The sequence below is a fragment of the Streptomyces sp. NBC_00659 genome (genome assembly GCF_036226925.1).
Classification (GTDB): Bacteria; Actinomycetota; Actinomycetes; order Streptomycetales; family Streptomycetaceae; genus Streptomyces.
Window position 1 is genome coordinate 229,996 of record NZ_CP109031.1, and the last position, 23,959, is coordinate 253,954.

The 23,959-nt window shown below is 68.7% G+C and carries 22 protein-coding genes; 2 read left to right on the forward strand and 20 right to left on the reverse strand.

What is annotated here, in order from left to right:
* Positions 1–172 precede the first annotated feature (172 nt).
* From OG410_RS00860 to OG410_RS00875, 4 genes are read right to left on the reverse strand one after another with little or no spacing between them, the layout of a single operon-like run.
* Positions 173–1,141, reverse strand: a complete 969-nt coding sequence (locus tag OG410_RS00860; protein WP_329297266.1) for an ABC transporter substrate-binding protein — start codon at positions 1,139–1,141, stop codon at positions 173–175.
* A gap of 13 nt (positions 1,142–1,154) precedes the next feature.
* Positions 1,155–3,164, reverse strand: coding sequence for an ABC transporter permease (locus tag OG410_RS00865; RefSeq protein WP_329297267.1), 2,010 nt, complete (start codon positions 3,162–3,164; stop codon positions 1,155–1,157).
* A complete protein-coding gene (locus OG410_RS00870; protein ID WP_329297268.1) occupies positions 3,164–4,252 on the reverse strand; it encodes a quaternary amine ABC transporter ATP-binding protein in 1,089 nt (362 codons plus the stop codon). The genes OG410_RS00865 and OG410_RS00870 overlap by 1 nt, the downstream gene beginning before the upstream one ends.
* 13 nt (positions 4,253–4,265) lie before the next feature.
* Positions 4,266–5,735 (reverse strand): aldehyde dehydrogenase family protein, encoded by a 1,470-nt coding sequence (locus tag OG410_RS00875; RefSeq protein ID WP_329297269.1) that lies wholly within the window; start codon positions 5,733–5,735, stop codon positions 4,266–4,268.
* Between the two features lie 219 nt (positions 5,736–5,954).
* Between OG410_RS00875 and purU the strand changes: the two genes are divergently transcribed.
* Positions 5,955–6,827 (forward strand): formyltetrahydrofolate deformylase, encoded by an 873-nt coding sequence (purU, locus tag OG410_RS00880; RefSeq protein WP_329297270.1) that lies wholly within the window; start codon positions 5,955–5,957, stop codon positions 6,825–6,827.
* Between the two features lie 100 nt (positions 6,828–6,927).
* Here purU and OG410_RS00885 read toward each other — a convergent pair whose 3' ends face one another.
* Both OG410_RS00885 and betA read right to left on the reverse strand, forming a co-directional pair.
* Positions 6,928–7,764, reverse strand: coding sequence for a 5,10-methylenetetrahydrofolate reductase (locus OG410_RS00885; protein ID WP_329297271.1), 837 nt, complete (start codon positions 7,762–7,764; stop codon positions 6,928–6,930).
* Between the two features lie 11 nt (positions 7,765–7,775).
* Positions 7,776–9,434, reverse strand: coding sequence for a choline dehydrogenase (gene betA / locus OG410_RS00890; protein WP_329297272.1), 1,659 nt, complete (start codon positions 9,432–9,434; stop codon positions 7,776–7,778).
* A 201-nt stretch (positions 9,435–9,635) separates the two neighbouring features.
* On the opposite strand from betA, the gene OG410_RS00895 reads away from it, so the two are divergent.
* Positions 9,636–10,382, forward strand: a complete 747-nt coding sequence (locus tag OG410_RS00895) for an IclR family transcriptional regulator (protein ID WP_329303987.1) — start codon at positions 9,636–9,638, stop codon at positions 10,380–10,382.
* 9 nt (positions 10,383–10,391) lie between these two features.
* On the opposite strand, the gene OG410_RS00900 is transcribed toward OG410_RS00895, so the two are convergent.
* From OG410_RS00900 to OG410_RS00965, 14 genes are all read right to left on the reverse strand, one after another.
* Positions 10,392–11,522 (reverse strand): aromatic ring-hydroxylating oxygenase subunit alpha, encoded by a 1,131-nt coding sequence (locus tag OG410_RS00900; RefSeq protein ID WP_329297273.1) that lies wholly within the window; start codon positions 11,520–11,522, stop codon positions 10,392–10,394.
* A 130-nt stretch (positions 11,523–11,652) separates the two neighbouring features.
* Entirely contained in the window at positions 11,653–12,855 is a 1,203-nt protein-coding gene (locus OG410_RS00905; protein WP_329297274.1) for an NAD(P)/FAD-dependent oxidoreductase, read from the reverse strand.
* Complete coding sequence (locus OG410_RS00910; protein ID WP_329297275.1) at positions 12,852–13,214, reverse strand: bifunctional 3-phenylpropionate/cinnamic acid dioxygenase ferredoxin subunit; 363 nt, start codon at positions 13,212–13,214, stop codon at positions 12,852–12,854. Before OG410_RS00910 ends, OG410_RS00905 begins: the two co-directional genes overlap by 4 nt.
* Before the next feature lie 218 nt (positions 13,215–13,432).
* Positions 13,433–13,987, reverse strand: a complete 555-nt coding sequence (locus tag OG410_RS00915) for an MBL fold metallo-hydrolase (RefSeq protein WP_329297276.1) — start codon at positions 13,985–13,987, stop codon at positions 13,433–13,435.
* Between the two features lie 349 nt (positions 13,988–14,336).
* On the reverse strand, positions 14,337–15,452 hold the full coding sequence (gene pqqE / locus OG410_RS00920; protein WP_329297277.1) for a pyrroloquinoline quinone biosynthesis protein PqqE: 1,116 nt from the start codon (positions 15,450–15,452) through the stop codon (positions 14,337–14,339).
* On the reverse strand, positions 15,449–15,715 hold the full coding sequence (gene pqqD / locus OG410_RS00925) for a pyrroloquinoline quinone biosynthesis peptide chaperone PqqD (RefSeq protein ID WP_329297278.1): 267 nt from the start codon (positions 15,713–15,715) through the stop codon (positions 15,449–15,451). Before pqqD ends, pqqE begins: the two co-directional genes overlap by 4 nt.
* On the reverse strand, positions 15,708–16,472 hold the full coding sequence (pqqC, locus tag OG410_RS00930; RefSeq protein ID WP_329297279.1) for a pyrroloquinoline-quinone synthase PqqC: 765 nt from the start codon (positions 16,470–16,472) through the stop codon (positions 15,708–15,710). The genes pqqD and pqqC overlap by 8 nt, the downstream gene beginning before the upstream one ends.
* Positions 16,469–17,368: a pyrroloquinoline quinone biosynthesis protein PqqB gene (gene pqqB / locus OG410_RS00935; protein WP_329297280.1), complete on the reverse strand. Its 900-nt coding sequence runs from the start codon at positions 17,366–17,368 to the stop codon at positions 16,469–16,471. Before pqqB ends, pqqC begins: the two co-directional genes overlap by 4 nt.
* 12 nt (positions 17,369–17,380) lie before the next feature.
* Positions 17,381–17,512 carry a pyrroloquinoline quinone precursor peptide PqqA gene (gene pqqA / locus OG410_RS00940; RefSeq protein WP_329297281.1) on the reverse strand — a complete coding sequence of 44 codons (132 nt, stop codon included), beginning with the start codon at positions 17,510–17,512 and terminating at the stop codon, positions 17,381–17,383.
* A gap of 80 nt (positions 17,513–17,592) precedes the next feature.
* Complete coding sequence (locus tag OG410_RS00945; RefSeq protein WP_329297282.1) at positions 17,593–18,573, reverse strand: ThuA domain-containing protein; 981 nt, start codon at positions 18,571–18,573, stop codon at positions 17,593–17,595.
* 130 nt (positions 18,574–18,703) lie between these two features.
* Positions 18,704–20,851: an outer membrane protein assembly factor BamB family protein gene (locus tag OG410_RS00950; RefSeq protein ID WP_329297283.1), complete on the reverse strand. Its 2,148-nt coding sequence runs from the start codon at positions 20,849–20,851 to the stop codon at positions 18,704–18,706.
* A 194-nt stretch (positions 20,852–21,045) separates the two neighbouring features.
* The gene (locus OG410_RS00955) at positions 21,046–21,867 is read right to left on the reverse strand and encodes a citryl-CoA lyase (RefSeq protein ID WP_329297284.1); all 822 of its coding nucleotides are present in this window, start codon (positions 21,865–21,867) and stop codon (positions 21,046–21,048) included.
* Positions 21,864–23,072 carry a CaiB/BaiF CoA transferase family protein gene (locus OG410_RS00960; RefSeq protein WP_329297285.1) on the reverse strand — a complete coding sequence of 403 codons (1,209 nt, stop codon included), beginning with the start codon at positions 23,070–23,072 and terminating at the stop codon, positions 21,864–21,866. Before OG410_RS00960 ends, OG410_RS00955 begins: the two co-directional genes overlap by 4 nt.
* Positions 23,073–23,121: 49 nt before the next feature.
* On the reverse strand, positions 23,122–23,889 hold the full coding sequence (locus OG410_RS00965) for an IclR family transcriptional regulator (protein WP_328457438.1): 768 nt from the start codon (positions 23,887–23,889) through the stop codon (positions 23,122–23,124).
* Between the last annotated feature and the right edge of the window lie 70 nt (positions 23,890–23,959).

Consider the following 23,959-nt stretch of genomic DNA (forward strand, 5'->3'; position numbering starts at 1 on the left):
CACAGTTCAGGTTGCGCAACTCAATGTGCCCGCCGCGGGGATGGGGTGTCAAGGGGGCCGTGACGTCGGAAAACAGGCCGAAACACCGCCCGGAACACGGCAATGCCCGGCGGGCGGCGCGCACCTGCGCGCACCGCCCGCCGGGCATGTCCGACCGGCTTGTGACCTCGGCCTACTTGATCCAGGCGTCCACCTTGTCCTTGTTGGCGTCCACCCACTTCTTCGCCGCCGCCTCGTCGGACAGCTTGTCCTGGGCAATGTATTTGGCGACCGTGTTCTGGTCCTCGTTCGTCCAGTTGAAGTTCTTCACCAGGTTGTGGGCGGGGCTGCCCGACTTGGCGAACTTCGAGCTGACGATCTTGTCCAGGTTGTAGACGGGATAGTCGCAGGCGACCTTCTCCGCAACGGCGTCACAGCCGGTCGTGTACTTCGGCAGGGAGACCTTCTTCAGCGGCACCTCGGACAGGAACCACTGCGGCTCGTAGAAGTAGCCGATCACCCACTTCTTGTTCTTCTCGGCGTCCCGGAAGGACTGGATGAGCGCGGTCTCGCTGCCCGCGTACACCACCTTGAAGTCCAGCTTCAGGTTCTTCACCAGGGCCGCGTCGTTCGTGACGTACGACGGGTCGCCGTCGAGGAGCTGTCCCTTGCCGCCCGACTCGGACGTCTTGAACTCGGACGCGTACTTGTTCAGGTTCTTGTAGTCGAGGATGTCGGGGTGCGCCTTGGCCAGCCACGGCGGCACGTACCAGCCGATGACGCCCTTGTTGCCGGTCTCGCCGGCCTCGACCGCGGTCTTCTGCTGGGTGATGTACTTCTTCTTCAGGTCGTCGTGGCCCCAGTTCTCCAGGACGGCGTCGACCTCGCCGGTGCCGAAGCCCTGCCAGGCGATCTCTTCCTTCAGGTTCTTCTTGTCGACCTTGCAGCCGAGGTTGTGCTCGGCGACGTACGCGACGACCGCCGCGTCGGCCTCGTAGCCCACCCAGGGATTGACCGCGAGGTTGAACGTGCCGCACTTGCCCGAGCTGCCCGCGCTGTTCGAACCCGGGGAGGAGTCGCCGACCTTCGCCCCGCCGCACGCGGTGAGGGTGAGGCCGAGGACGGCCAGGCCGGCCGTGCCGGCTCGCCAGTATCTTGCCATGGTGTCGTGCTCCTTAAGCGCCCGCGCGACGCGCCGCTGCCTGAGTGATCCGGTCGAACATGACTCCGAGCAGTACGATGGCGGATCCCGCCGCCAGCCCCTTGCCGTACAGCTCTCCCTGCGAGAATCCGGCCACGACGTCGTAGCCGAGGGCCCCTGCTCCTACCAGGCCGCCCACAACAACCATCGACAGCACGTAGATCAGGCCCTGGTTGGTCGCGAGCGTCAGGGCGCTGCGTGCCATCGGCAGTTGAACCTTGGTGATGATCTGCCAGGTGTTGCACCCGGCGGAGGCGGCCGCCTCCACGGTGGTCTCGGGCACGGCCCGGATCCCGTCGGCGATGATCTTCATGGCGACCGGCGCACCGTAGACGATCGCGGCGACGATGGCCGTGAAACGGGTGGCACCGAACAGCGCGAGGAACGGCACGAGATAGACGAACGGCGGCATGACCTGGGCCGCGTCCAGGGTGGGCCGGATCAGCCGGTCCACGAGCGTGCTGCGCCCCATCCACACGCCGAAGACGATGCCGAGCACCATCACCAGCACCGTGGCGACGAGCGTCGAGGCCAGCGTCGTCATGCCGTCCGACCACACACCCGTACCGACCAGCAGGCCCACGCACACGGCCGTGGTGACCCCGGCCTTCCAGCTGCCGAACACCACGCCCAGTGCGACCAGCACCGTGCCGACGAGCCACCACGGGGAGTCGGTGAGCAGCGTCTGGAACGGGTTGAGCAGGCCGTTGGTGATGGCGTCGCGGAAGGCGTTGGTCAGACCCGACAGGTTGTCCTGCGCCCAGTTGGTCGCGGTGTCCGCCGCACTCGCGATGTGGTGGCCGATCGTGCCGTCGCCGGGGAAGTCCGCCGCCCACAGATAGGTGTGCGACAGGTGGATCAGGACCGCCGTGACCACAGCGCCCGCGCCCAGCAGTGGCCGCCGCCACTTCACGAAGCGGTTCTCGGAACGCCGCGCGCTCTCCTCGCGGGCGCTGGCCGCGGTCGTGACCCGGTCCAGGACGATCGCCATGACCACGATGGCGAGACCCGCGTTGAAGGCCGTGCCGACGTCGAGCGACTGCAGTGCCTGGAGGACGTTCACACCGAGACCCGGCGCGTTGATCAGGGCCGCGATGGTCACCATGGCCAAGGCGGCCATGATGGTCTGGTTGACACCCATCACCACCGTCCGCTTGGACATCGGCAGCAGGACTTTGAGCAGGGACTGACGGCGGGTGGCGCCCAGGGACTCGGCCGCCTCGACGGTCGTCTTCGACACGTTGCGGATGGCGTGCGCGGTGATGCGGATCGTCGGCGGGGCCGCGTAGATCACGGTGGCGATGGTGGCGGACGCTCCGCCGATGAGGAAGAACAGGGTCAGCGGTGCCAGGTAGACGAAGGTCGGCATCGTCTGCATGAAGTCCAGGAAGGGCGCCATGATCCGGTTGAACCGGTCCGACAGCCCGGCCCACACCCCGAGCGGGATCGCGAACAGCAGGGCCACGAACACCGCGGAGAGGGTCAGGGCGAGGGTGTCCATGCTCTCCTGCCACAACCCCTGCAGCCCGAAGAAGGTGAAGCCCGCCACGGCCAGCAGCGCGACCCGCCAGTTCCCCACGGCCCAGGAGACGTACCCGGCGATGCCGACGACGCCGAGCCAGCCGACCTGCGGGACCGGGCGGGCCCCCGACGGCTGGGAGATCAGGTGCTGGATGAAGGTCACCAGGTTGTCGATGACCAGCCGGATCTCGTTGAAGAAGTACAGGAAGAGCGGGTTGGAATTGCGATCGGCGCCGATGGAGTCGTTGACGTCGTTGATCCACCGGTGCAGATCGGTCAGATCCGCCGCCGCCAGCGGCAGGGTCTGCTTTCCGCGCAGGACGGCGAACAGCACCAGCCAGACGACGAGGATCGCGCCGATCACCATGGGCCGGCTGACCTTGCGCGCGCCCTCGGCGTGCGCGGCCGACTTCACGGCCTCCGTTTTTTCGGGTTTCCGGGATTTCTCGATGGCGACGGTCATCACGCGCCGCCTTCCTGCCCGGCGACCACCGCGAGGATCTCCTCGTCGCCGACGATGCCGAGCAGCTTGCCGTTCTCGACGACCTTGACGGGCTTGTCGGCCGTGAGCACCGCCCGGGTGGCCTCCTTCACCACGACGTCCGGGCCCAGCTCGGGGCCGTCCAGTTCGTCGCCGTCCTCCCGCGCGCGCATGATCCAGCGCAGGGTGAGTACGTCGCCGCGCGGCACGTCCTTGACGAACTCGCGTACGTAGTCGTCGGCGGGGGCGCCGACCAGCTCGTCACCGGTGCCGCACTGGACCGTCCTGCCGTCGCGCATGATGAGGATGCGGTCACCCAGCTTGAGCGCCTCGGAGAGGTCGTGGGTGATGAACACCATCGTCTTGCCGACCTCGTGGTGCAGCCGGATGACCTCGTTCTGCATGTCCCGGCGGATCAGCGGGTCGAGCGCCGAGAACGGTTCGTCGAAGAGGAGTACGTCCGGGTCGCCGGCCAGCGCCCGGGCAAGGCCGACGCGCTGCTGCATACCGCCGGAGAGCTGGTCGGGGTAGGAGTTCTCGTAGCCGGAGAGGCCGACCAGTTCGACGACCTCGAGCGCCCGCCTGGTGCGCTCGGTCTTGCTCATGCCGCGGATCTCCAGGCCGAACGACACGTTGTCGACGACCCTTCGGTGCGGCAGCAGCCCGAAGTGCTGGAAGACCATGGAGAACTTGCGGCGGCGCAGTTCGCGCAGGCGCTTGTCGTCCGCGTCGCGGATGTCCTCGCCCTCGAAGACGATCTCCCCTGCGGTGGGTTCGATCAGCCGGGTCAGACATCGCACCAAGGTGGACTTCCCGGAGCCGGACAGGCCCATGACGACGAAGACCTCGCCGGGCGAGACCTCGAAGTTCACATCGCGTACGGCAGCGGTGCATCCGGTGCGGTCCATCAGCTCGCGACGGGTGAGCCCGCACAGCTCCTCGGAGTTCGGTACCTGGTCCGCCTTCGGCCCGAACACCTTCCACAGCTTGCGCACGGATATGACCGGAGTGGGAGCCGAGTCCTGGGACGTGGCGCACCGCTGCGGCACCTCAGCCTGTGCTGGGGTCACGATCGACCTCTCTTCAGCCGCGGAACCAGTGCTGCGGCCGGGGTTGGATGTTCTGCCAGATGTGCTTGGGCTCTCGGTACTCGTCAAGGCCGGTCGGTCCCAGCTCCCTGCCCACGCCCGAGCGCCCGAAGCCACCCCATTCCGCTTGCGGCACGTAGGGGTGGTAGTCGTTGATCCACACCGTGCCGTGGCGCAGTCGCCGGGCGACCCGCTGGGCCTTCCCGGCATCCTGGGTCCAGACGGCTCCGGCGAGTCCGTACTCGGTGTCGTTGGCGATGCGTACGGCGTCGTCCTCGTCGGTGAAGCGCTCGACGGTCAGCACGGGTCCGAAGGACTCCTCGTGCACCACCCTCATGTCCTGGGTGCACGCGTCGAGCACGGTCGGCGGGTAGTAGTAACCGTCCGCGAGGGCGGGATCGCCCGGCCGTTCGCCGCCACAGCGCAGTACGGCACCCTCCGCGAGGCCGGCCGCGACATACGCCTCGACCTTCTCCCGGTGCTGCGCGGAGATCAGCGCGCCGGTCTCGGCCTCGGGGTCGAAGGGTCCGCCCAGTCGGATCTGCCGGGCGCGACGGACGACCTCGTCGACCAGGGCGTCATGGACCGAGTCCTCGACGATCAGCCGGGCGCCGGCCGAGCAGACCTGGCCCGAGTGCAGGAAGACGGCCGTGAGGGCGAAGTCGACGGCCGTCTCGAAGTCGGCGTCGGCGAAGATCACGTTGGGGTTCTTGCCGCCGAGCTCCAGCGCGACCTTTTTCACGGTCGCGGCGGCGGTGGCCATGATGCGCTTGCCGGTCTCCAGGCCTCCGGTGAAGGAGACCATGTCGACGGCCGGGTCCTCGCAGAGCGGTGCGCCCACCTCGGGGCCCGTGCCCAGGACGAGATTGGCGGCGCCGGCCGGGAGCCCGGCCTCCTCCAGTGCCCGCATCAGCAGGATCGAGGTGGAGGGGGTGAGCTCACTGGGCTTGAGGACGATCGTGTTGCCCGCGAGAAGCGCCGGGGCGACCTTCCAACTGGCCTGCAGCAGAGGGTAGTTCCAAGGGGTGATGAGCCCGCACACGCCGATCGGTTCATAGACGACACGGCTGACGGCGTCATCACGACCGGTGTCGATCACCCGGCCGGCGTCCGTGCCCCCGATCCCGCCGTAGTAGCGAAAACAGGAGACGACGTCGGCGATGTCGTACTCGCTCTCCACCAGCCGCTTGCCGGTGTCCAGCGACTCGGCACGGGCGAACTCCTTGGCGTCGCGCCCGATGAGGTCGGCGGTGCGCAGCAGCAGCGCACCGCGCTCCCGCTCGGGGGTGTGCGGCCAGGGACCTTCGTCGAAGGCCCGGCGGGCCGCAGCGATCGCCGCCTCGGTATCCGGACGCGTCGCCTCGGACACGGTCGCGGCAAGCGCACCATCAGCGGGACAGCGGATCTCCCGACGCCCACCGGCCGCCGCGTCGCGCCATTCCCCAGCCACGTACAGGTCTGCCACTCGCCAAGCCCTTCAGCCGTTACGCGTTGCGCATCGTGCATTCAATTGCTTGTGGTGGAACACCATGGCGAACGCCACAGACCTACGTCAAGGGGTTGGCGGATGACGATTTCGCAAGGGGCCCATCGACCCTTCTCTCTTGACCGATGACCCCCTCCACCCCAACCATGTTGCGTATCGCTCACCGAGTTGCGCAATACGCACCGACGGAGGCCGCGCGTGTCCCCTCGACCGCAACCTGGCCGTGAGTACGTCCTCACCCTCTCGTGTCCTGACAGCGCCGGCCTGGTCCACGCCGTGAGCGGCTTCCTCGTCAGGAACTCGGGAAACATCCTGGAGAGCCAGCAGTTCGACGATCGACTCCAGGGCCGTTTCTTCATGAGGGTTCACTTCGACGTCTCCGACCCTGACGCGAATGCGAAAACTCTGCGTTACCGATTCGGTCCCGTCGCCGAGGCCTACCGCATCGCCTGGACCCTGAGCGAAGCGTCGACCCCGACCCGGACGCTGATCATGGTGTCCAAGTTCGGCCACTGCCTGAACGATCTGCTCTTCCGCCGGCGCACCGGTGCCCTCAACATCGACATCCCCGCGATCGTCTCCAACCACCGGGACTTCGAGAGCCTGGCAGAGACGTACGGCGTCCCGTTCCACCACATCCCGGTCACCAAGGACACCAAGGCCGAGGCCGAGGCGCGCCTGCTGGAGCTGGTCCACGACCTGGAGATCGACCTCGTTGTGCTGGCCCGCTACATGCAGGTCCTCTCCGACGACCTGTGCAAGCGGTTCGAGGGCCGCGCCATCAACATCCACCACTCATTCCTGCCCAGCTTCAAGGGCGCGCGCCCGTACGAGCAGGCCTACGCCCGCGGCGTGAAGCTCGTGGGGGCGACGGCGCACTACGTGACATCGGACCTGGACGAAGGGCAGATCATCGAGCAGGACGTGGTCCGGGTGGACCACTCGCTCGACCCCGGGGACCTGGTCACGGTCGGGCGGGACGTGGAGGCACAGGTACTCGCGCACGCGGTGAAGTGGCACAGCGAGAGCCGCGTCATGGTGGACGGCAACCGCACGGTGGTCTTCCGCTGAGCGGTACGGCACGAGGGGCGGGGCCGGATTCCGGCCCCGCCCCCGTCGTATACGAACCCGGGCGTCCTCCTGGACGAGGTGACCCGCTCCGGCGGCCGGTTCAGTCGCTCAACCGGTCCAGCAGCGCGCGGCGCCACCGTTCGGTCCCGGCGATCTGGTTGAACGTGAACACGTGCAGGCCCGCCACCCCGGCCGAGGGCGCGGTCAGCGCCTTCCCACTGCGGGCGAGCAGCCGGTCGGGCGAGTAACCGCCCGGGGTCGCGAACCGCAGGAACCACGAGGCGTGCTTGGTGAGGAAGCGCGTCGACTCCCCCACCCCGATCTTCGTCGCCATGGCCAGCAACTTCGCCCGCTGCACGGGCCCCGCCACGCCCACGTGGACGGGCAGGACGACGTCGCGGCGCCGTATGCGGCCGACCCAGTCACCCAGCACGCGCGGATCGAAGCAGAGGTTGCTCACTATGTACGTGGCGTGCGCACGCTTGTCCCACATGGCCTGGATGGTGAGGTCGTCGTGGATGAGCGGATGGCTCTCCGGATAGCCGGTGATGCCGACGCGCGCGAACGGGCTGCCCAGCTCGCTCAGCCTGCGCAGCACCGGTAGCGCCCCGTCGTAGGGGCCGGCCGGCGGATCGGCGTCGCCGGCCGGGACGAAGACGTCGTCGACACCCGCCTCCCGGAGCCGGTCGACGACTTCCTTCAGATGCGCGTCGTCCCGCAGCAGCCGCGCGGGCACGTGCGGGACGGCGCGGTATCCGTGCGCCGCCAGCCGGCCGACGAGGTCGAGCGTCGGCTCCAGGCCCTTGACCGGCGACGCCGTCACGGTGACGACGACGTCGCGCGGTACATGGGCGAGGACCTTGTCCTCGGTCGTCCTCGCGGGCAGCACCTCGTAGCGGACACTCGACAGCAGTGCCCGGAACCCTGTGGCGTCCAACGTCCGCGGCCCTACTTCCGGGCATCCCGGTATCGGTAGTACGCGGCCTTGGAGGCGGGCAGCGGCTCCTTGCCGAGGATGAGGTCGGCCGCCTTCTCCGCGATCATCATCACCGGCGCGTAGATGTTGCCGTTGGTGACGTAGGGCATCACCGACGCGTCGACGACGCGCAGTCCCTCCACGCCGTGCACACGCATGCTGGTGGGGTCGACGACGGACATCTCGTCAGTGCCCATCTTGCAGGTGCAGGAAGGATGCAGGGCGGTCTCGCCCTCCTCGGCGACCCAGGCGAGGATCTCCTCATCGCTCGCCACGGCCGGGCCGGGTGAGATCTCGCCGTCGTTGTAGGGGGCCAGGGCCGGCCGGTTGAGGAGCTCGCGGGCGACCCGGATCGATTCGACCCACTCGCGGCGGTCCTGCTCGGTGGAGAGGTAGTTGAAGCGCAGCGCCGGGTGCTCCTGCGGGTCCTTGCTCTTGATCTTCACCGAGCCGATGGCGTCGGAGTACATGGGCCCGACGTGCACCTGGTAGCCATGGCCGCCGGCCGGCGAGGAGCCGTCGTAGCGGACCGCGATCGGCAGGAAGTGGAACATCAGGTTGGGGTAGTCCACGTCCTCGTTGCTGCGGGCAAAGCCGCCGGCCTCGAAGTGGTTGGTCGCGGCGGGGCCCTTGCGGAAGAGCCATTGCAGGCCGATGAAGGGCGCTCGCCACTTCGCCATGTACGGCTGCATGGAGACGGGCTGCTTGCAGGCGTACTGGATGTACACCTCCAGGTGGTCCTGCATGTTCTCGCCGACGCCCGGCAGGTCGTGGACGACGTCGATGCCCAGGGCGGACAGTTCGGCGGCGTTGCCGACTCCGGAGAGCTGGAGCAGCTGCGGGGAGTTGATCGCGCCGCCGCAGAGGATGACCTCGCGGGCACGCACCTGCTGGACCTTGCCGCGGCGCCGGTACTCGACACCGACGGCCTTCTTGCCCTCGAAGAGGACGCGGGTGACCAGTGCCCGGGTGGTGACGGTGAGGTTGGGCCGCTTCTTCACGGGCTTGAGGTACGCCTTCGAGGCCGACAGCCGGCGGCCGCGGCTGACGTTGCGGTCGAACTGCGCGAAACCTTCCTGCCGGTAGCCGTTGACGTCGTCGGTGGGGGCGTGACCCGCCTCCTGCGTGGCCTTGAGAAAGGCGCCGAACAGCGGGTTCGTGGCGGGGCCGCGCTCAAGGACGAGGGGACCGTCGTGGCCGCGGAACTCGTCGTCGGGTTCGGCCGCGAGACAGTTCTCCATCCGCTTGAAGTACGGCAGACAGTGCGCGTAGTCCCAGGACTCCATGCCGGCCTCGGCCGCCCAGCGCTCGTAGTCCATGGGGTTGCCGCGCTGGAAGATCATGCCGTTGATACTGCTGGAACCGCCCAGCACCTTGCCGCGCGCGTGATAAATGCGTCGGCCGCCCATGTGCGGCTCGGGTTCCGACTCGTACTTCCAGTCGTAGAACCGGCTGCCGATCGGATACGTCAGCGCCGCGGGCATGTGGATGAAGACGTCCCACGGGTAGTCGGGCCGGCCCGCCTCCAGGACCAGCACCTGGTTGCCCGGGTCGGCGGAGAGCCGGTTCGCCAGTGCGCTGCCGGCGGATCCACCGCCGACGATGACGAAGTCGTATTGCAAGGGAGCCATGGTGCCTCGTCTCGCTCGCGCCGTAGATACGCGAGGCATGCTAGTACGAGTGCCGCTATACGCACCAGGTTGCGAGCAACGCAACTTACAAGGTCCACGTTTCCATGCCGTTACTCGGCCGCTGTTGTTTATTACGCGTATAGTTTCGCTGTGAGCAACTACAGTCCAGACATTGAAACGACAGGTTCGCAGCCCGGCGGCGTGCAGTCCGTCGACCGCGCCATCAGCGTGCTGGAGATCCTGGCCCGGCGCGGCGAGGCCGGCGTCAGCGAGGTGGCCGCCGAGATCGATGTCCACAAGTCGACCGCGTTCCGGCTGCTCGGCGCCCTGGAGGCGCGCGGCCTGGTGGAACAGGCGGGCGAGCGCGGCAAGTACCGCCTCGGCTTCGGCATCGTACGCCTGGCAGGCGCGGTCACGGGGCGCATCGACATCACCCAGCAGAGCCGCCAGGTCTGCGAGCGGCTCGCCGAGGAGATCGGCGAGACCGTCAACATCGCCGTGATGCAGGAGCACTACGCGATCAACCTCTACCAGGTACGCGGCCCGGGGGCCGTCACCGCGCACAACTGGGTCGGCCAGCTGACCCCGCTGCACGCCACCTCCAGCGGCAAGGCCCTGCTGGCGCATCTGCCCGCCAAGGAGCGCACCGCGCTGCTGGCCGAGGCCGGCCTGAAGAAGGTGACCCCGCACACCCTGACCTCGAAGACGAAGCTGGAGAAGAACCTCGCCGAGGCCCGGGAGCGCGGCTACGCCTGGACCCTGGAGGAGCTGGAGGTCGGGCTCCATGCCATGGCCGCGCCGGTGCGCGACCGCAACGGCGAGGTCATCGCGGCACTCAGCGCCTCCGGGCCCGCGTACCGGTTCACCGAGGAGCGCCTGCACGAACTCGCCCCGGTGCTGGTCAAGGGCGCGGAGGAGATCAGCCACCGGATGGGCTACCTGGGCTGACCCGCCCCACTACGGCCGGGCAGTACCGAGGCGCCCGTTCACCCAGTCGTGGAAGGCACCGATGTGGTGTTCGCTGGGCACCAGCACCCCGCCCTTGGCGTACATCCGGGAGCTCATCCCGGGCTGCGTGCGCTCGCACGCGTCGAAGTCCTGGCGGTTGACCCGGTCGAAGAGCTCCACGGACCGGCTGACGTCCTTGCCGCTCTCGACGACGTGCGGAAGATAGAGCCAGTCGCACTCGACGATCGTGCGGTCGACGGCCACCGGGTACATCCGGTGGAAGATCACGTGATCGGGGACGAGGTTGATGAAGACCTGCGGCTTGACGGTGATCGCGTAGTAGCGGCGGTCCTGGTCGTCGGACACGCCGGGTATGCGGTCCAGGCCCTCGGAGCCGTCGACGGTGAAACCCTGGACCTCCTCACCGAACTCGGCGCCGTGGCCGACGTAGTACTGAGCGGCGTAGCCGTCGGCGAACTCGGGGAGCACCTCGGTGAGTTCGGGGTGGATCGTGGCACAGTGGTAGCACTCCATGAAGTTCTCGACGATGAGCTTCCAGTTCGCCTTGACGTCGTAGACGATCCGCTTGCCGACCGCGAGGTTGTCGATGTCGTAGTGCTCGATCGACTCCACGTCGCCAAGCCTGCCGACGACCTCGCCGATGACATCGTCCTCGAAGGAGGGCGGGTTCTCCGCCAGGCAGACCCAGACGTAGCCGAGCCATTCGCGGGTGGTCACGCTGACCAGGCCGAACTCCGTGCGGCCGACGTCAGGCATCTTCATGAGGTTGGGCGCCGCGACGAGCTTGCCGTTCAAGTCGTAGGTCCAGGCGTGGTACGGGCACTGGAAAGCCCGCTTGACCTCGCCGGACTCCTCCATGCAGAGCTTGGCACCGCGATGCCGGCAGACATTGAAGAAGGCGCGTACGGAGTTGTCCCGCGCTCGCGTCATCAGGATGCTCTCGCGGCCCACCTCCACGGTCCGGAAGGCACCGGGCTTTGCCAGCTCCGAGGAACGCACGACGCAGAACCACATCGTTTCGAAGATGCGCTCCTGCTCCTGGGCGAAGATCCCCGGATCCGTGTAGGAGGAGCCGGGGAGGGTGGCGATCAGGCTGGCCGGCAGGCTGGTCAAGGTCACGGTGCACTCCTCGGGAAACGTCGTGGAGGGGCCATTCACGCGCCAGGAGGAAAGACTCCGGGCGGTGTTGCACGTGGGGCAATGCTGCGCGCCATGCGCAACTGCAGCAGGAAAGGACTCGAGGGCAGCGTCAAGAGCTCGCGGCGGCGAGCTGCTTGCGCCAGCGGGTGAACAACCGAGGCTGGTTCATACCGAGCACGGCGACCGGAACTCCGGCACGCCGGTAGACGGCCAGGACGTCACGGTCGTCCGCGGCGCCCGCCTCGATGGTCACGCTGTCGGCGGCTGCCGCGTGACCGGCGAACTGGATCTTCACGCCGTACTGGTCGGACCAGAAGTACGGCGGCCTGGGCACGCCCGGTTCCACCGCACCGCCCGCCAGCAGTGTGGCGATGGCGGCATCGGGACGCTCGCGCGCACCGGTCCAGTGCTCGACGCGACGGTGGGCGCCCGCGCGCGGGTCGTACCAGTTGGCGCAGTCGCCGACCGCGACCACGCCGGCCAGGCTGGTGCGGCCGTCGGGACCGCACTTGACGCCGTTGTCGAGGTCGACGCCGGATCCGTCCAGCCACTCGACGCACGGACGCGCGCCGACGCCGACGACGACGATGTCGGCGGGGATGCTGCGGCCGTCCTCCAGCAGGACGGCGTCCACCCTCCCCCGGACTCCGTCCGGGGGGACCCCCATCTCGCTTCGCTCGTCCCCGCTCAGCCTCTTGACCTCCACGCCGCACAACAGTCTTACGCCGTGGTCCACATGGAGGGCGGAGACGATGCCGCCCATTCGCGCGCCGAGGGGTCCGGCCAGCGGCGTCGGGGCCGCCTCGACGACCGTCGCGTCCAGCCCGAGGGTGTATGCCGTGGAGGCGACCTCCGCACCGATGAAGCCGCCGCCGATCACCACCAGCCGTCCGCCCCGGGCCAGTTCGTCCCGCAGGGCGCGGGCGTCGTCCAGGGTACGCAGGGTGTGTACTCCCGCCAGACCTTCGGACCCCGGCAGAGTGCGCGCCGCGGCGCCGGTCGCGATGACGATGCCGTCGGCGCGGACCTCCCGCCCGTCGGCGAGCCGGACGGCGCGCTCGGTGCGGTCGAGTCCGGTGGCACGAGTGCCGAGCAGCCACTCCGCCCGCAGGTCCTCGTCGTCCGTCTCCAGCGAGAGATCCGCCTCACCCAGGGTGCCGGCCAGGAACTCCTTGGACAGCGGAGGCCTGTCGTACGGGCGGTGGAGTTCGTCACCGATGACGACCAGCCGCCCGTCATAGCCCTGTTTCCGCAGCGAGCGCGCCGCCGACAGACCGGCCAGCGAGGCGCCGACCACGGCGACGGTTCTCACGCGGAACCCCCGGCGAGCCGGGCTGCGACGCAGGGCGGCAGGTTGGGGGCAGCTGCGGACAACCGGACGTGGATCACGCCGTCCTCGACGACGACCTCGTGCGTCCGGACCGGGAGCTTGGCCGGCGGAGAGTCGACCGCGCCGGTCCTCAGGTCGAACTTCGAAGCGTGCAGCGGGCATTCCACCTCGCAGCCCTCCAGCCAGCCGTCGGCGAGCGAGGCGTCCTGGTGGGTGCAGGTGTCGTCGATGGCGAAGAGCTCGCCGTCCTCGGTGTGGAAGACCGAGACCGGCGGATCGATGTCGAGCCGGTGAGCCTCACCTCGCGGGAGATCCACGAGACGGCACGCGGGAATCATCATGACACCTCGGTGCGTATAGCGAAACGGATTGCGGTGAGCGCAACAATAGTTTGGGGTCGACCAGAACCCTTGTCAAGGCATCCACAGGGCACTCCGAGGCGTCCCTCATAGCGCGCAACACGGAACTCGATCCATACGGAACAACCGACAACAGCCCGCCCTATCGGCTCGCGACGGACGCGAGCCGGGAGCGGGCGGTCGAGGGGTGCGAGTGGGCGTCAGAAACCGCGCCCGATCCACTCCTGGAGGTACGGGGCCCCGGCGGCGACGGTGGTCTCTCCTCCGTTTCCGGAGCGCACGACGGTGTCGCCCGGCAGTGTCAGCAGCCGGTCCCGGATCGACTCGATGATGGTCGGGAAGTGGCTGTACGACCGCCCCGTCGCCCCCGGCCCACCGGCGAACAGGGTGTCGCCGCCGAAGAGGGCGGTCAGGGCCGGTGCGTACAGGCAGACCGCGCCGGACGCATGGCCCGGCGTATGCAGCACGCTCAGCTCGATGCCAGCCACCGTAAGGCCCTGGCCGTCGGTCAGTTCGGCGTCCGGCGCCTTGTCGGGGTGGGTCTGCTTCCACAGCGGCAGGTCGTCCGGGTGGAGCGCGTCGCCCAGGTGAACCCTGATCGCCTTCTGACCGCTTGAGGTCCGCTCCCGTAATACCGCCAGCATCACTGCTCGCTCGTGCTCGCCCACCCGCGCGTAGAGCTCCAGGAACTGGGCGGGGCTGCGCTGCAGGGCTTGCTCCCGTATCTGTTCGGCGTCCCGCTGTGGATTCTTCACCGCCCGGATGAGGGCTGGATTGCGGTCCGGCAGGGAGCGGGTGGGGGCCGTGGCAGGGGCGGTCTGCGGGTTCTGTTGCGGCCCGTTGTCAAAGACAGGTCGAGACGAGGGCGGCCCCTCGTACCGCGCGCGCTCCGGATCCTGCACGGCTTCGGTGAGGACCGGGTGACGGTCGTCAGGCTCTGCGCTGATCTGTTGTGCACCGCTCTGCCGTGAATCGCTGGTGCCGACTGCAACCGGGCGCGGTGCCGCCTCGATCTGTTCCTCGGTGACGACGACTTGGGAGAGTTCGGTGACGAGGACCTGGAGGCTGTTGGCCTTGTCGACCGCCTGACGTGCTTCGACGCTCTCACGGGACGTGCCGTACGGTGCGCGCCTGGAACCGACTGGCTGCTGCAGGGCGTCGAGGTACGAGCGCGGGCGGAGTGCCGGGGCGCGTGAGATCGATCAGGGTCGCGTGGTCCGGCGACAGTGAACAGGCCGGGTCGGTACGGGACGCGTCTCCGGTGAGGGCGAATGCCTGGCAGCGGCACCCCCCGAAGTCCTCGGTCCGCCGTTCGCAGCTGCGGCAGGGGTCCGGCATCCAGTCGGTGCCTCGGTAGGCGTTGAAGGCGGGTGACTCCTCCCAGATCCAGCGCAGGGGCCGCTCGGTGGCGTTGGGCGCATCGAGCCCTGGCAGTGTTGCCGCTGCCGGGCAGGGAAGAGTCGTCCCGTCCGGAGTGACAGTCAGCGAGACGGCGCCCCAGCCTCCCATGCAGGGCTTGGGTGCGCCGGAGAAGTAGTCGGGCACCACCCAGGTGATCTCGAGAGTGCCGTCGAGTCGTTCTTTCCAGGCCTCCACCTGCGCTCCGGCGGCGGCCAACTGCTCGCGGCTCGGCATGAGCGCGGCTCGGTTGAGCAGGCCCCAGCCGTAGAACTGTGCGTTGGCCAGCTCGATCCGGTCTGCGTCCCAGGCCACGGCAAGTTCCATCAGTGCGTCCAGGGCGTCGAGATTGTGCCGGTGCAGGACGACGTTGATGCCCAGGGGCAGGTTGCGCTCCCTGACAAGCGCGGCAGCCTGCCGTTTGGCGGTGAAGGCAGGGTGGCCGGCGAGGTCGTCGGACCGGCGCGAGTCGGCGTGCTGGACGGACAGTTGGACACTGTGCAGCCCGGCATCCACCAGGGCATCGAGTCGTTCGGCCGTCAGTCCGACACCGCTGGTGACCAGCTGGGTGTACAGGCCTGCGTCCGCTGCGGAGCGGGTGATCTGCTCGAGGTCCTTGCGCAGCAGGGGCTCGCCGCCGGAGAGGTGTGTGTGCAGGACGCCGAGTTCTGCTGCCTGGCGGAAGATGTCGGCCCACTGGCCGGCGGTGAGTTCCTGCGAACGGCGGGTCAGTTCCAGGGGGTTGGAGCAGTAGGCACAGTGCAGGGGGCAGGCGTGGGTGAGTTCGGAGAGCAGTGCCCAGGGCGGGGTGGGAGCCGTCATCGCAGGCTGCCTTCTGTACGGAGCTTGTGCAGGAATGAGATGACGTCGTCGCGGATCGTGTCCGGGACGGGATCCGGGACGAGGGCGGCGATGATCTCGTCGACGGTGCGGGTGCCGTCCACGAGATCGAGGACGGCCCGGCCGGAGCCGTGCAGGACGATGACCCGTTCGGGCAGGAGCAGGACGTCGGTGTTGCGCACCTGGTCGTGACGCAGGCGGGCGGCGGGTGGCAGGCGGGGATGCCAGGCGGATGCGTCAGGCATGGCGGTGGTCCTGATCAGCGACTCCTTGAACGCTGTCGAGCAGGCTCCACAGGACGTCGCACTTGAAGGACAGGGCGGCCAGGGCCTGGTGCTGCTGCTCGCACGTAGTGGCCCACGTGCGTACCCAGCCCAGGGCTTCGCTTCCGTCGCGCCTGCCCTGGGGAACACGGCCGCGGAAGTAGGACAGGCCGGCGGACTTGATCCAGAGGTAGTGCAGGGGGAAGGTTTCCAGGCGCGTCAGCATGATCGACGGAGCGCAGAGTTCCGTCAGGGACGAGGCCACGGCTTCCAGCACATTGGCGTTGCGGCAGAAGTTGACGTAGCCGTCCACGGCCAGGCGGACGCCGGGCAGGAGGTGTTGATGGTCGAGCAGCTCATCGCGCCGGAGGCCGACGGCTTCGCCGAGCTGGAGCCATCTCTCGATGCCGCCGTCCTGATCGGTGTGCCCGTCGTGGTCCTGGATGCGTCGCAGCCAGGACCGGCGTTGCGCGGGAAGGTGGAGCTTGCTCAGGATGAGAGCGTCTTTGATGGGAATGTTGCACTGGTAGTAGAAGCGGTTGGCGACCCAGGTGCGTAGCTCGGCCGGTGTCAGTTGGCCTTCATGCATGCGCTGGTTGAAGGTGTGGCGGTCGTGGTAGCGGCTGACCGCCAGTTCTCGCAGTCGGCGTTCCAGCTCGTCCGCGGTCCAGGGTGCCGGGCCGTCCTCGGTGGCGCGGTGGCGGGCGACGAGCGTGGTGTCGGGTGCGGTCGTGGTCATAGAGACACCACCATCCTGTCTGCGGCGACGCCCAGGCCCAGGCCGGCGAGCCGTTCGTGTGCGGGGTCGTCCGGGTCCACCAGGGGATTGCTGTTGTTGAGGTGGGTGTAGAGGATCTGTCTGCCGCTTCCTTGGAGGCGGAGGGCGGTGCCGTGCGGGCCTTCGATGGGCAGGTGTCCCATGGCGGAGGCGGTGCGCCGCGAGAAGCCTGTGCGGCGGGGCTCGTCGTCCCTGAGGAAGGTTCCGTCGATCAGGACGCAGTCCGCGTCGGCGATTTCGTCGTCGAGGCGGTCGTTCCAGGTCGCGAGGGCCGGCGCGTACAGTGCGGTCTTCCCGGTGGCTCGGTCGCGGACTTTGAGAGCGATGCTCCAGGCCGGGTGTGCGGGTTCGTCGGCGGCGTAGCGGGGGCGCTTGGCGGACAGCGGGATGGCGCTGACGTGGAGTCCGCCTATGTCTGTGGGGCGTTCGGCTCCGGCAAGGGGAAGGTCGTACCAGTTCAGCGTGGTGTAGGGGGCAAGGACCTCGTTGAGGGACAGACGTGTGGTCAGGGCTTTGCGCACGGGTTCGGTGCACCAGATGTCGATGCGGGAGGCTTCCCTGAGCCGCAGGAGGCCGAGGGTGTGGTCGAGTTCGGCATCGGTGAGAACGATGCTTACGACGGGTGTGCGTTCCTGTCCGGCGTCGGGCCTGAGGCTGGGGTGACTTTCGAGCTGCTCGGCGATGTCCGGTGTGGCATTGGCGAGGAACCAGGCCCCTGAGTCCGCCGGTTGAAAGGCCAGTCCGTCGTGGAGGCGTCGGCGTGAGGGGTGTCGGCGGGCCCCGGTGCAGCCGGGGCACGCGCAGTTCCACTGGGGTATGCCACCACCGGCTGCTGTGCCGAGGATGCGCAGCAGCACGGCGGCGTCTCCCTACTTCGTGCGCAGCGAGTAGGCGGTGACTTCCAGGGCGGTGTCGACCACTGTGAAGTCGGGGCTCTGCCAGCCCGCGGGGGTCTGGGCTGTCGGCTCGGCCTGGTGCTGGGTGTGGGTCTCGTCGTACATGATGATCTTGCCTTCCTGTCGGGAGGGGTGATGGCGCCGTGGTGGGCGCCGGGAGCCGGCCGGCCGGTTGCGGCCGGACGTCACTTGCAGAACGGCGTCTTGCCCATGGCGGATTCGATGCCGCCGAGGAGGAGCTTTTGGAACTCGGCGGCACCCGCGAAGGAGCCGTCGGTGGAGAAGTCCTTGGCGTCGTGGCCGAGTGTGGTCAGCCAGGCGCGGCCGCCGTCGTAGTACTGGCACCAGGCGACGGGGTGGTTCTCGCCGTGCCCGGGATGGTTGTAGTTGCCGGTCACGCCCTTGGCGAGGGTGCTCTCGTCGACGTTGGCCAGGACACGCACCCGTGTCGGCGCGGGAACGAGGTTGTACCACTCGTCGGAGAAGTTCCACTTGGAGGGCAGCGACTTCGTGGAGACGTCCCTGCGGTCGACGGTTTCGACCGTGCCGGGCTGCGCGGGGCCGTGGTCGTAGAAGTTGGCGTTGCCGAGCAGGCCCTCGTACCAGGGCCAGTTGTACTCGGTGCCGAACGCGTTGTGGACGCCGACGAATCCGCCGCCGCCGCGGACGTACTGCCGCAGGGAGGTCTGAGCCGCGTCGTCGAGGGCGTCTCGGCTGGTGGAGTAGAAGATGACGGCGTTGTACTTGAACAGGGTTGCGGGCGAGGCGAGTTGGGAGACGTCCTCGGTGTAGTCGACCTGGAAGCCGTTGTCCGCGCCCAGCTTGAGCACGGCCTTCTGGACGACGTTCGCATCGGTGAGGGGCGGATTCATGCCTGCGGCGAGCACCGGGCCGAGGTTGGCGTGGCGGGGGCCTGCGGTGCGGGTGTAGAGCAGGACCTTGAAGCCCTTGGTGGTGTCGAAGTTGCCCCAGTCGTGATAGCAGTGGGCGTCGACGCCGCGGCATACGCCGTAGTCGGGGTCGCCGAGTTCCTGGGCGCCCTGACCGATGCGGCCCTGCGCCATGCTGAGGGTGCCTGTGGCCACCAGGGCGACGGTGATGCCGACCGTCGTGGCGGCGCTGGTGAGCGCTGCATGCAGCGGACGCATGCGGAGTCTGGTTCTCATGGGCGTCCTTACGTCGTTCGAAAGAGCGTGGTGGGGCGGCCTCGCGGAAGGGGTCAGGGCCAGGAGCCGGCACTGGCGTGCAGGGCTGCCGCGAAGCGGCTACGAGAGCGCGGTGCAGCGGGCGGGCGGCTTACTGGACGACGATCTTGCCGGTGTTCTGCGGGGCGACCGGGTCGTTGTAGAAGTACTCGCCGGGGGTGTCGAAGGTGTACGAGTAGGACTGGCCCGGCATGAGGAGCCCGGTGTCGAACTCGGCCTCGAAGAAGGAGACCGCGCCGTGCGCGGACTTGTTGTCCGCGGGGTTGACGAAGGTGACCGTGGTGCCCTTGGCGATGCTCAGGTGCTGCGGTGCCATGGCGTTCTGGGCCACAAGGTTCTCGGTGGCGCCGGGGGCGTTCTTCGCGTTGTCCCAGGTCCGGCCGAGCGTGATGGTGTTCTTGGCGGTGTCGCCTGTCACGGCGGCGGTCCGGATCTGGTTGCGCTTGGACGGCGGGGTGGGGGCTGCGGCCGGCTTCACGGTGCCGCCGAGTTTGAACGCCCACAGGTGGTCGCCCCTGGGGATGTCCGGGTAGGGCAGTCCGTTTCCGCCGGCGAGCACGGCGATGTACTGCTCGCCGTCGATCTCGTAGGTCAGCGGGTTGGCGTTGACGCCGGCGCCGCACTGCCAGGTCCACAGTTCGCTGCCGTCACGGTCGTCGAGGGCGGTGAGCACGCCGTCGGGACGGCCCTGGAAGAGCACGCCGCCGGCGGTGCTGAGGACGCCGTTGCCGTGGGCGAGGGACCACTCGCCCTCCTGGCGCCAGGCCACGGTGTTGGTGCGCGGGTCGACGGCGGCGAGGCCGCCGGCGAAGTACTCGCCGAGGGGCCGTGCGGTGTTGACGCGGCCGCCATGGGTGTTGGAGTAGGCGGAGTTGATGAGGCCGTAGCCGACGTAGACCAGGCCGGTGCGGTGGCTGAAGGACGGGGAGGACCAGTCGGCGCCGCCGCCCGCGCCGGGGAAGATGATCGTCGCGCGGTCCCAGTGGGCCTCGAAGAGGCCGCCGGTCGGGTAGAAGGGCACCGGCCGGGTGGCCTTGTCGATACGCGGCTCGGTCTCGACGAAGGGCTCGCCCCCGGGGAACGGCTGGGTGGGGGCGGTCTTCTGGGCCGCGTGCTGCGGCACCGGACGCTCTTCCATGCCGTGGATCGGCTTGCCGGTGGCGCGGTCGAGCATGTAGTACATGCCCGTCTTGCTGCCGTAGACGACGATCTTGCGCTTCTTGCCCTTGACCAGGATGTCGGCGAGCACGGGGGACATGACGCCGTCGTAGTCCCAGATGTCGTGGTGCACGGACTGGAAGTGCCAGCGCCGCTGTCCGGTCTTGGCGTCCATGGCGACCAGGCAGTTGGCGAAGAGGTTGTCGCCGCCGCGGGTGGAGCCGTCCGTGCGGGGATAGGGGTTGCCGAACGTCCAGTAGACGATGCCCAGTTCGGGGTCGACGGCGGGGTGGATCCAGCAGACGGCGCCGCCGGTCTTCCAGGTGTCGCCCTCCCAGGTGTCGTTGCCGTACTCCCCAGGGCCTGGGGTGCCCCAGAAGACCCAGGCGACCTCACCGGTGCGGGCATCGAGGGCGTAGGCGCGGCCGCGGGCGCCGGCGGTGCTGCCCTGGGTGCCGATGTAGACGAGCCCGTCCCAGTACACGGCGGCTCCGGCGAGGCCGCCCTTGCTGCCGCCGCACTGGCCGGAAGCCGGGTCGCAGTCCGGGTTGCCCTGGTCCTCGACCATCAGCTCGCGGCTCCACACGACGGCGCCGGTCTTCTGGTCGAGGGCGTAGACCTTGTTGTCGCCGGAGATGGTGAACGCGAGGCCTTCGCCTAGGGCGAGGCCGCGCATGTTGGTGGTGTCGGTGCCGACGTTCGTCTTCCACTTCACCTGTCCGGTGCGGCCGTCGACGGCGAAGACGTTCTGCTGGGTGGTGGCCAGGTAGAGCACACCGTCCTGGGCGATGACGGCGCACTGCTGGGCGGAGGAGGTGGAGCCGTTCTCCAGGTTGATGTGCCAGGCGCCGCCGAGCTCGCGGACGTTGCCGGCGGTGATCTTCCTGAGCGAGGAGTAGCTGTGGTTGCCGAGGTTGCCGCCGACCTTGGGGTAGTTCGCGGCGGTGGCGGCGTGGGCCTGGTCGGGTACCGGCCGCGCCAGGTTGTCGGCTGTGTCGGCCTGGGCGGGTGTGCCGTTGAGCAGGGCGACGGTGGTGGCTGTTCCGGCTGCGGTCGAGGTGAGAAAGCTGCGTCTGTCCATGGTCCCTCTTTCATGACGAGTCCCGAAATACCCGTCAGTGGCGGGGCTGCGGAGTCTCAAGTGGGGGGAGGAGAGCTGCGGGGCGGATCATGGTCCGCTGTACGGTTCGGATGGTCCGTACTGTGGTTGCCGATTGGCGGAAAGCTACGTTAGGGATGCGCCGGGGGTGTGGCAAGAGATGTGACGCGGATTGTTCACGCGTCTTTCGGCTGGGGCAGACGGGCCGGGAGGACGTTGCGCGGGATCGGGCCCTTGTTGCGGCGGCCCTGCCCGGTCTCCTCCCACGCGTGCGCCAGGATGCCCACCGAGCGGCTGAGGACGAACAGGCCGCGGGCGAGCGGGGCGGAGAAGCCCAGTTCGGCGTAGATGACGGCGGTGGCTCCGTCGATGTTCATCGGAACGGGCCGTGCGCCGGCCCGGCGTCTTTTGAGGATGTCCTCGACCGCGAGGGCCGCGTTGAGGAAGTCGCCGCTGACGACGTTGTCGGAGACCGCCTGCTGGACGAGCTGGATCAGCGGGTCGCGCCGCGGGTCTATGGGGTGGAAGCGGTGGCCGAAGCCCGGAAGGTAGCGCGAGCGGCTCTGCCAGTCGGCCATGACCTCCTGGGCCGCCTCCTGCCAGCTGCCGCCCAGGGCGTGGAGGTCGCGGATGTCGGTGAGCATCTCCACGCACTGCTGGCCTGCCCCTCCGTGGGCGTCACCCAGCATGTTCACACCGGTGGCGACGGCGTTGTTGAGGCCGACTCCGCAGGTGGCCGCCATTCGGGCGGCGGCGATGGAAGGGGCCTGGGGCCCGTGATCGACACCTGCGACCAATGCGGCCTCGAGCAGGGACGATTCGCGTGGCGCGGGTGTGGTCGCGCGCAGCATCAGCCAGATGATGTCGACCAGGCTTGCCGTGCCGATGAGGTCCTGCACCGGGTGGTCGCGCAGTTCGATGCTGCCGGGTTCGATGTGGCTGACCGCGGTGGCCCACCACTGTGCGGCCTCACTGGCGTCGCTGTGAGCACTGGTCATGACGCGGCGGCCTCTCCGGCTGTCCGGGCGGCCGCGTTGAGCCAGCGGCTCGCGATCTCCTCACGGCGGGCGTTGTGTTCGCCCAGCAGCGGCGGCGGAGAGGGCGGGCTGAAGGCTTCCCCGTCGACGAGAACGCCGTTGCCCACGACATTCAGTGGCGGTCCGGGACGTCCTGGATGACTGAGGCTGGTGATGAAGTTCCGATGCGCCAGTTGTGGCTGTTCCAGGGCCTGGGGCACCGTGAGCACCCGGGCGGCGGGCACACCGGCGGCGTTCAGCTCGCGCTCCCAGTCGGCGGCCGGACGGCTCGACAGTGCCTCGTTCAGGGCGGTGTTGAGCTCGTCGCGATGGATCTTGCGCTGTTCCCGTTCGCCGAAACGGTCATCGGTGATCAGTTCCGGCGCTCCGGCCAGCCGGCACAGCGCCTCGAACTGGCGCTGCTGGTTCGCCGCGATGTTGAGCGGCCCGTCCAGGGCGTGGAAGGTGCCGGAGGGGGCCGCGGTGGGGTTCTGGTCGCTGAGCGGTTCGGGTGGGATCCCGCTGACCAGGTAGTTGGAGACGGCCCAGCCCATGGCGGACAGCGACGCCTCCAGCATGGAGACGTCGAGACGGCTGCCGTGCCCGGTGCGTTCGCGGTGGAGCAGGGCGGCGCTGATGGCGAACGCGGCCATCAGTCCACCGGTGGTGTCGCAGACGGGGAAGCCCACGCGCTGGGGCGCGGTCTCGGGGGTGCCGGTGATACTCATCATGCCGGTGAGGCCCTGGACGATCTGGTCGTAGGCCGGCGCGTCGCTCATCGGGCCGTCCTGTCCGAAGCCGGAGATGGAGCAGTAGACGAGACGTCCGTTGAGCTGGGCGAGGCGTTCGGCACCGTAGCCCATCCTGTCCAGGACACCGGCCCGGAAGTTCTCCAGCAGAACGTCCGCCCCGGACAGGAGCCGTTCGAAAAGGGCCCGGTCGGCGGTGTCCTTGAGATCGAGCTCCAGCGAGGTCTTGCCCGCGTTCTGGGCGAGGAAGGACGCGCCGACACCGTCCCGGTTGAGAGACGGATCGGGGCCCAGGTTCCGGGCCAGATCACCCTGGCCCGGACGCTCGATCTTGACCACCTCGGCACCCATGAGCATGAGCTGGTAGCTGCAGTAGGGGCCTGCCAGCACGTTCGTGAGATCGAGAACGCGTATTCCATCGAGTGGGCGAACGTGCATATGACGTCTCCTTCCAGCGGCGCCTGCTGCGGCGCCGCTGCCGGCGTGGTTAGGTGCGCGGCCCCAGGGGGTGGTGGAAGCCCTGCGAGGCGATGCGTGCGGCTGTTTCGCGCAGGTCGTCCGCGAACACCTCGATGTCCTGCTCCGTGATGCGCGCGCTGGGGCCGCTCAGCGAAAGGGAGGCGACCGTGACACCCGACTGGGTGCGGATGGGCACGGCAACGGCCGTGAGGCCGATGTCGCGTTCGCCGTGACTGGTGGCGTACCCGCGGCTTGCGGCCTCGTCGGCCCACAGCCGCAGTTGCTGCACATGGGGCACGCCGTGCGGGGAGGCGGCGGCGACCCGTTGCAGCAGCCCGTCGGTGGCCCCGATGAGCAACACCTTCGACGAAGCGCCGGCCCACAGCGGCAGTTCGTCGCCCACGCGCACCACATGCCGCAGAGGCTGAGGGCTTTCCTGCTGGGCGACGCAGACACGGTGGATGTCGCGGCGGATCATCAGATTCGCCGTCTCGCCGCGCCGGTCGACCAGTTCACGCAACAGCTTCTGCGTGTCCGGCGGCAACTCCCAGCTGGTGTGGGCCAGATGGGCCCAGCGCCACAGGCCGGGCCCGGCTGTGTAGCCGCCGGGCGTCGCCCACAACAGTCCGTACTGCTCCAGCGTCTGGACGAGGCGCACCACGGTTGTCTTGGGCAGGCCGGTCGCGTCGACCATGTCCTTGAGAGGAACGGTGGGCTGATCTTCGGTCAGCAGCGACAGGATGTCCAGAGCCCGGCGCACGCTGCGTACGCCGCCTTGTCCTTGCTCCGTGTCCATGCGCTCTCCTTCGTCAGTGGTCGGCCGCGCGGCCCGTTGCCGGGCGTGGCGCTCGAAAGGACAGCTTCCA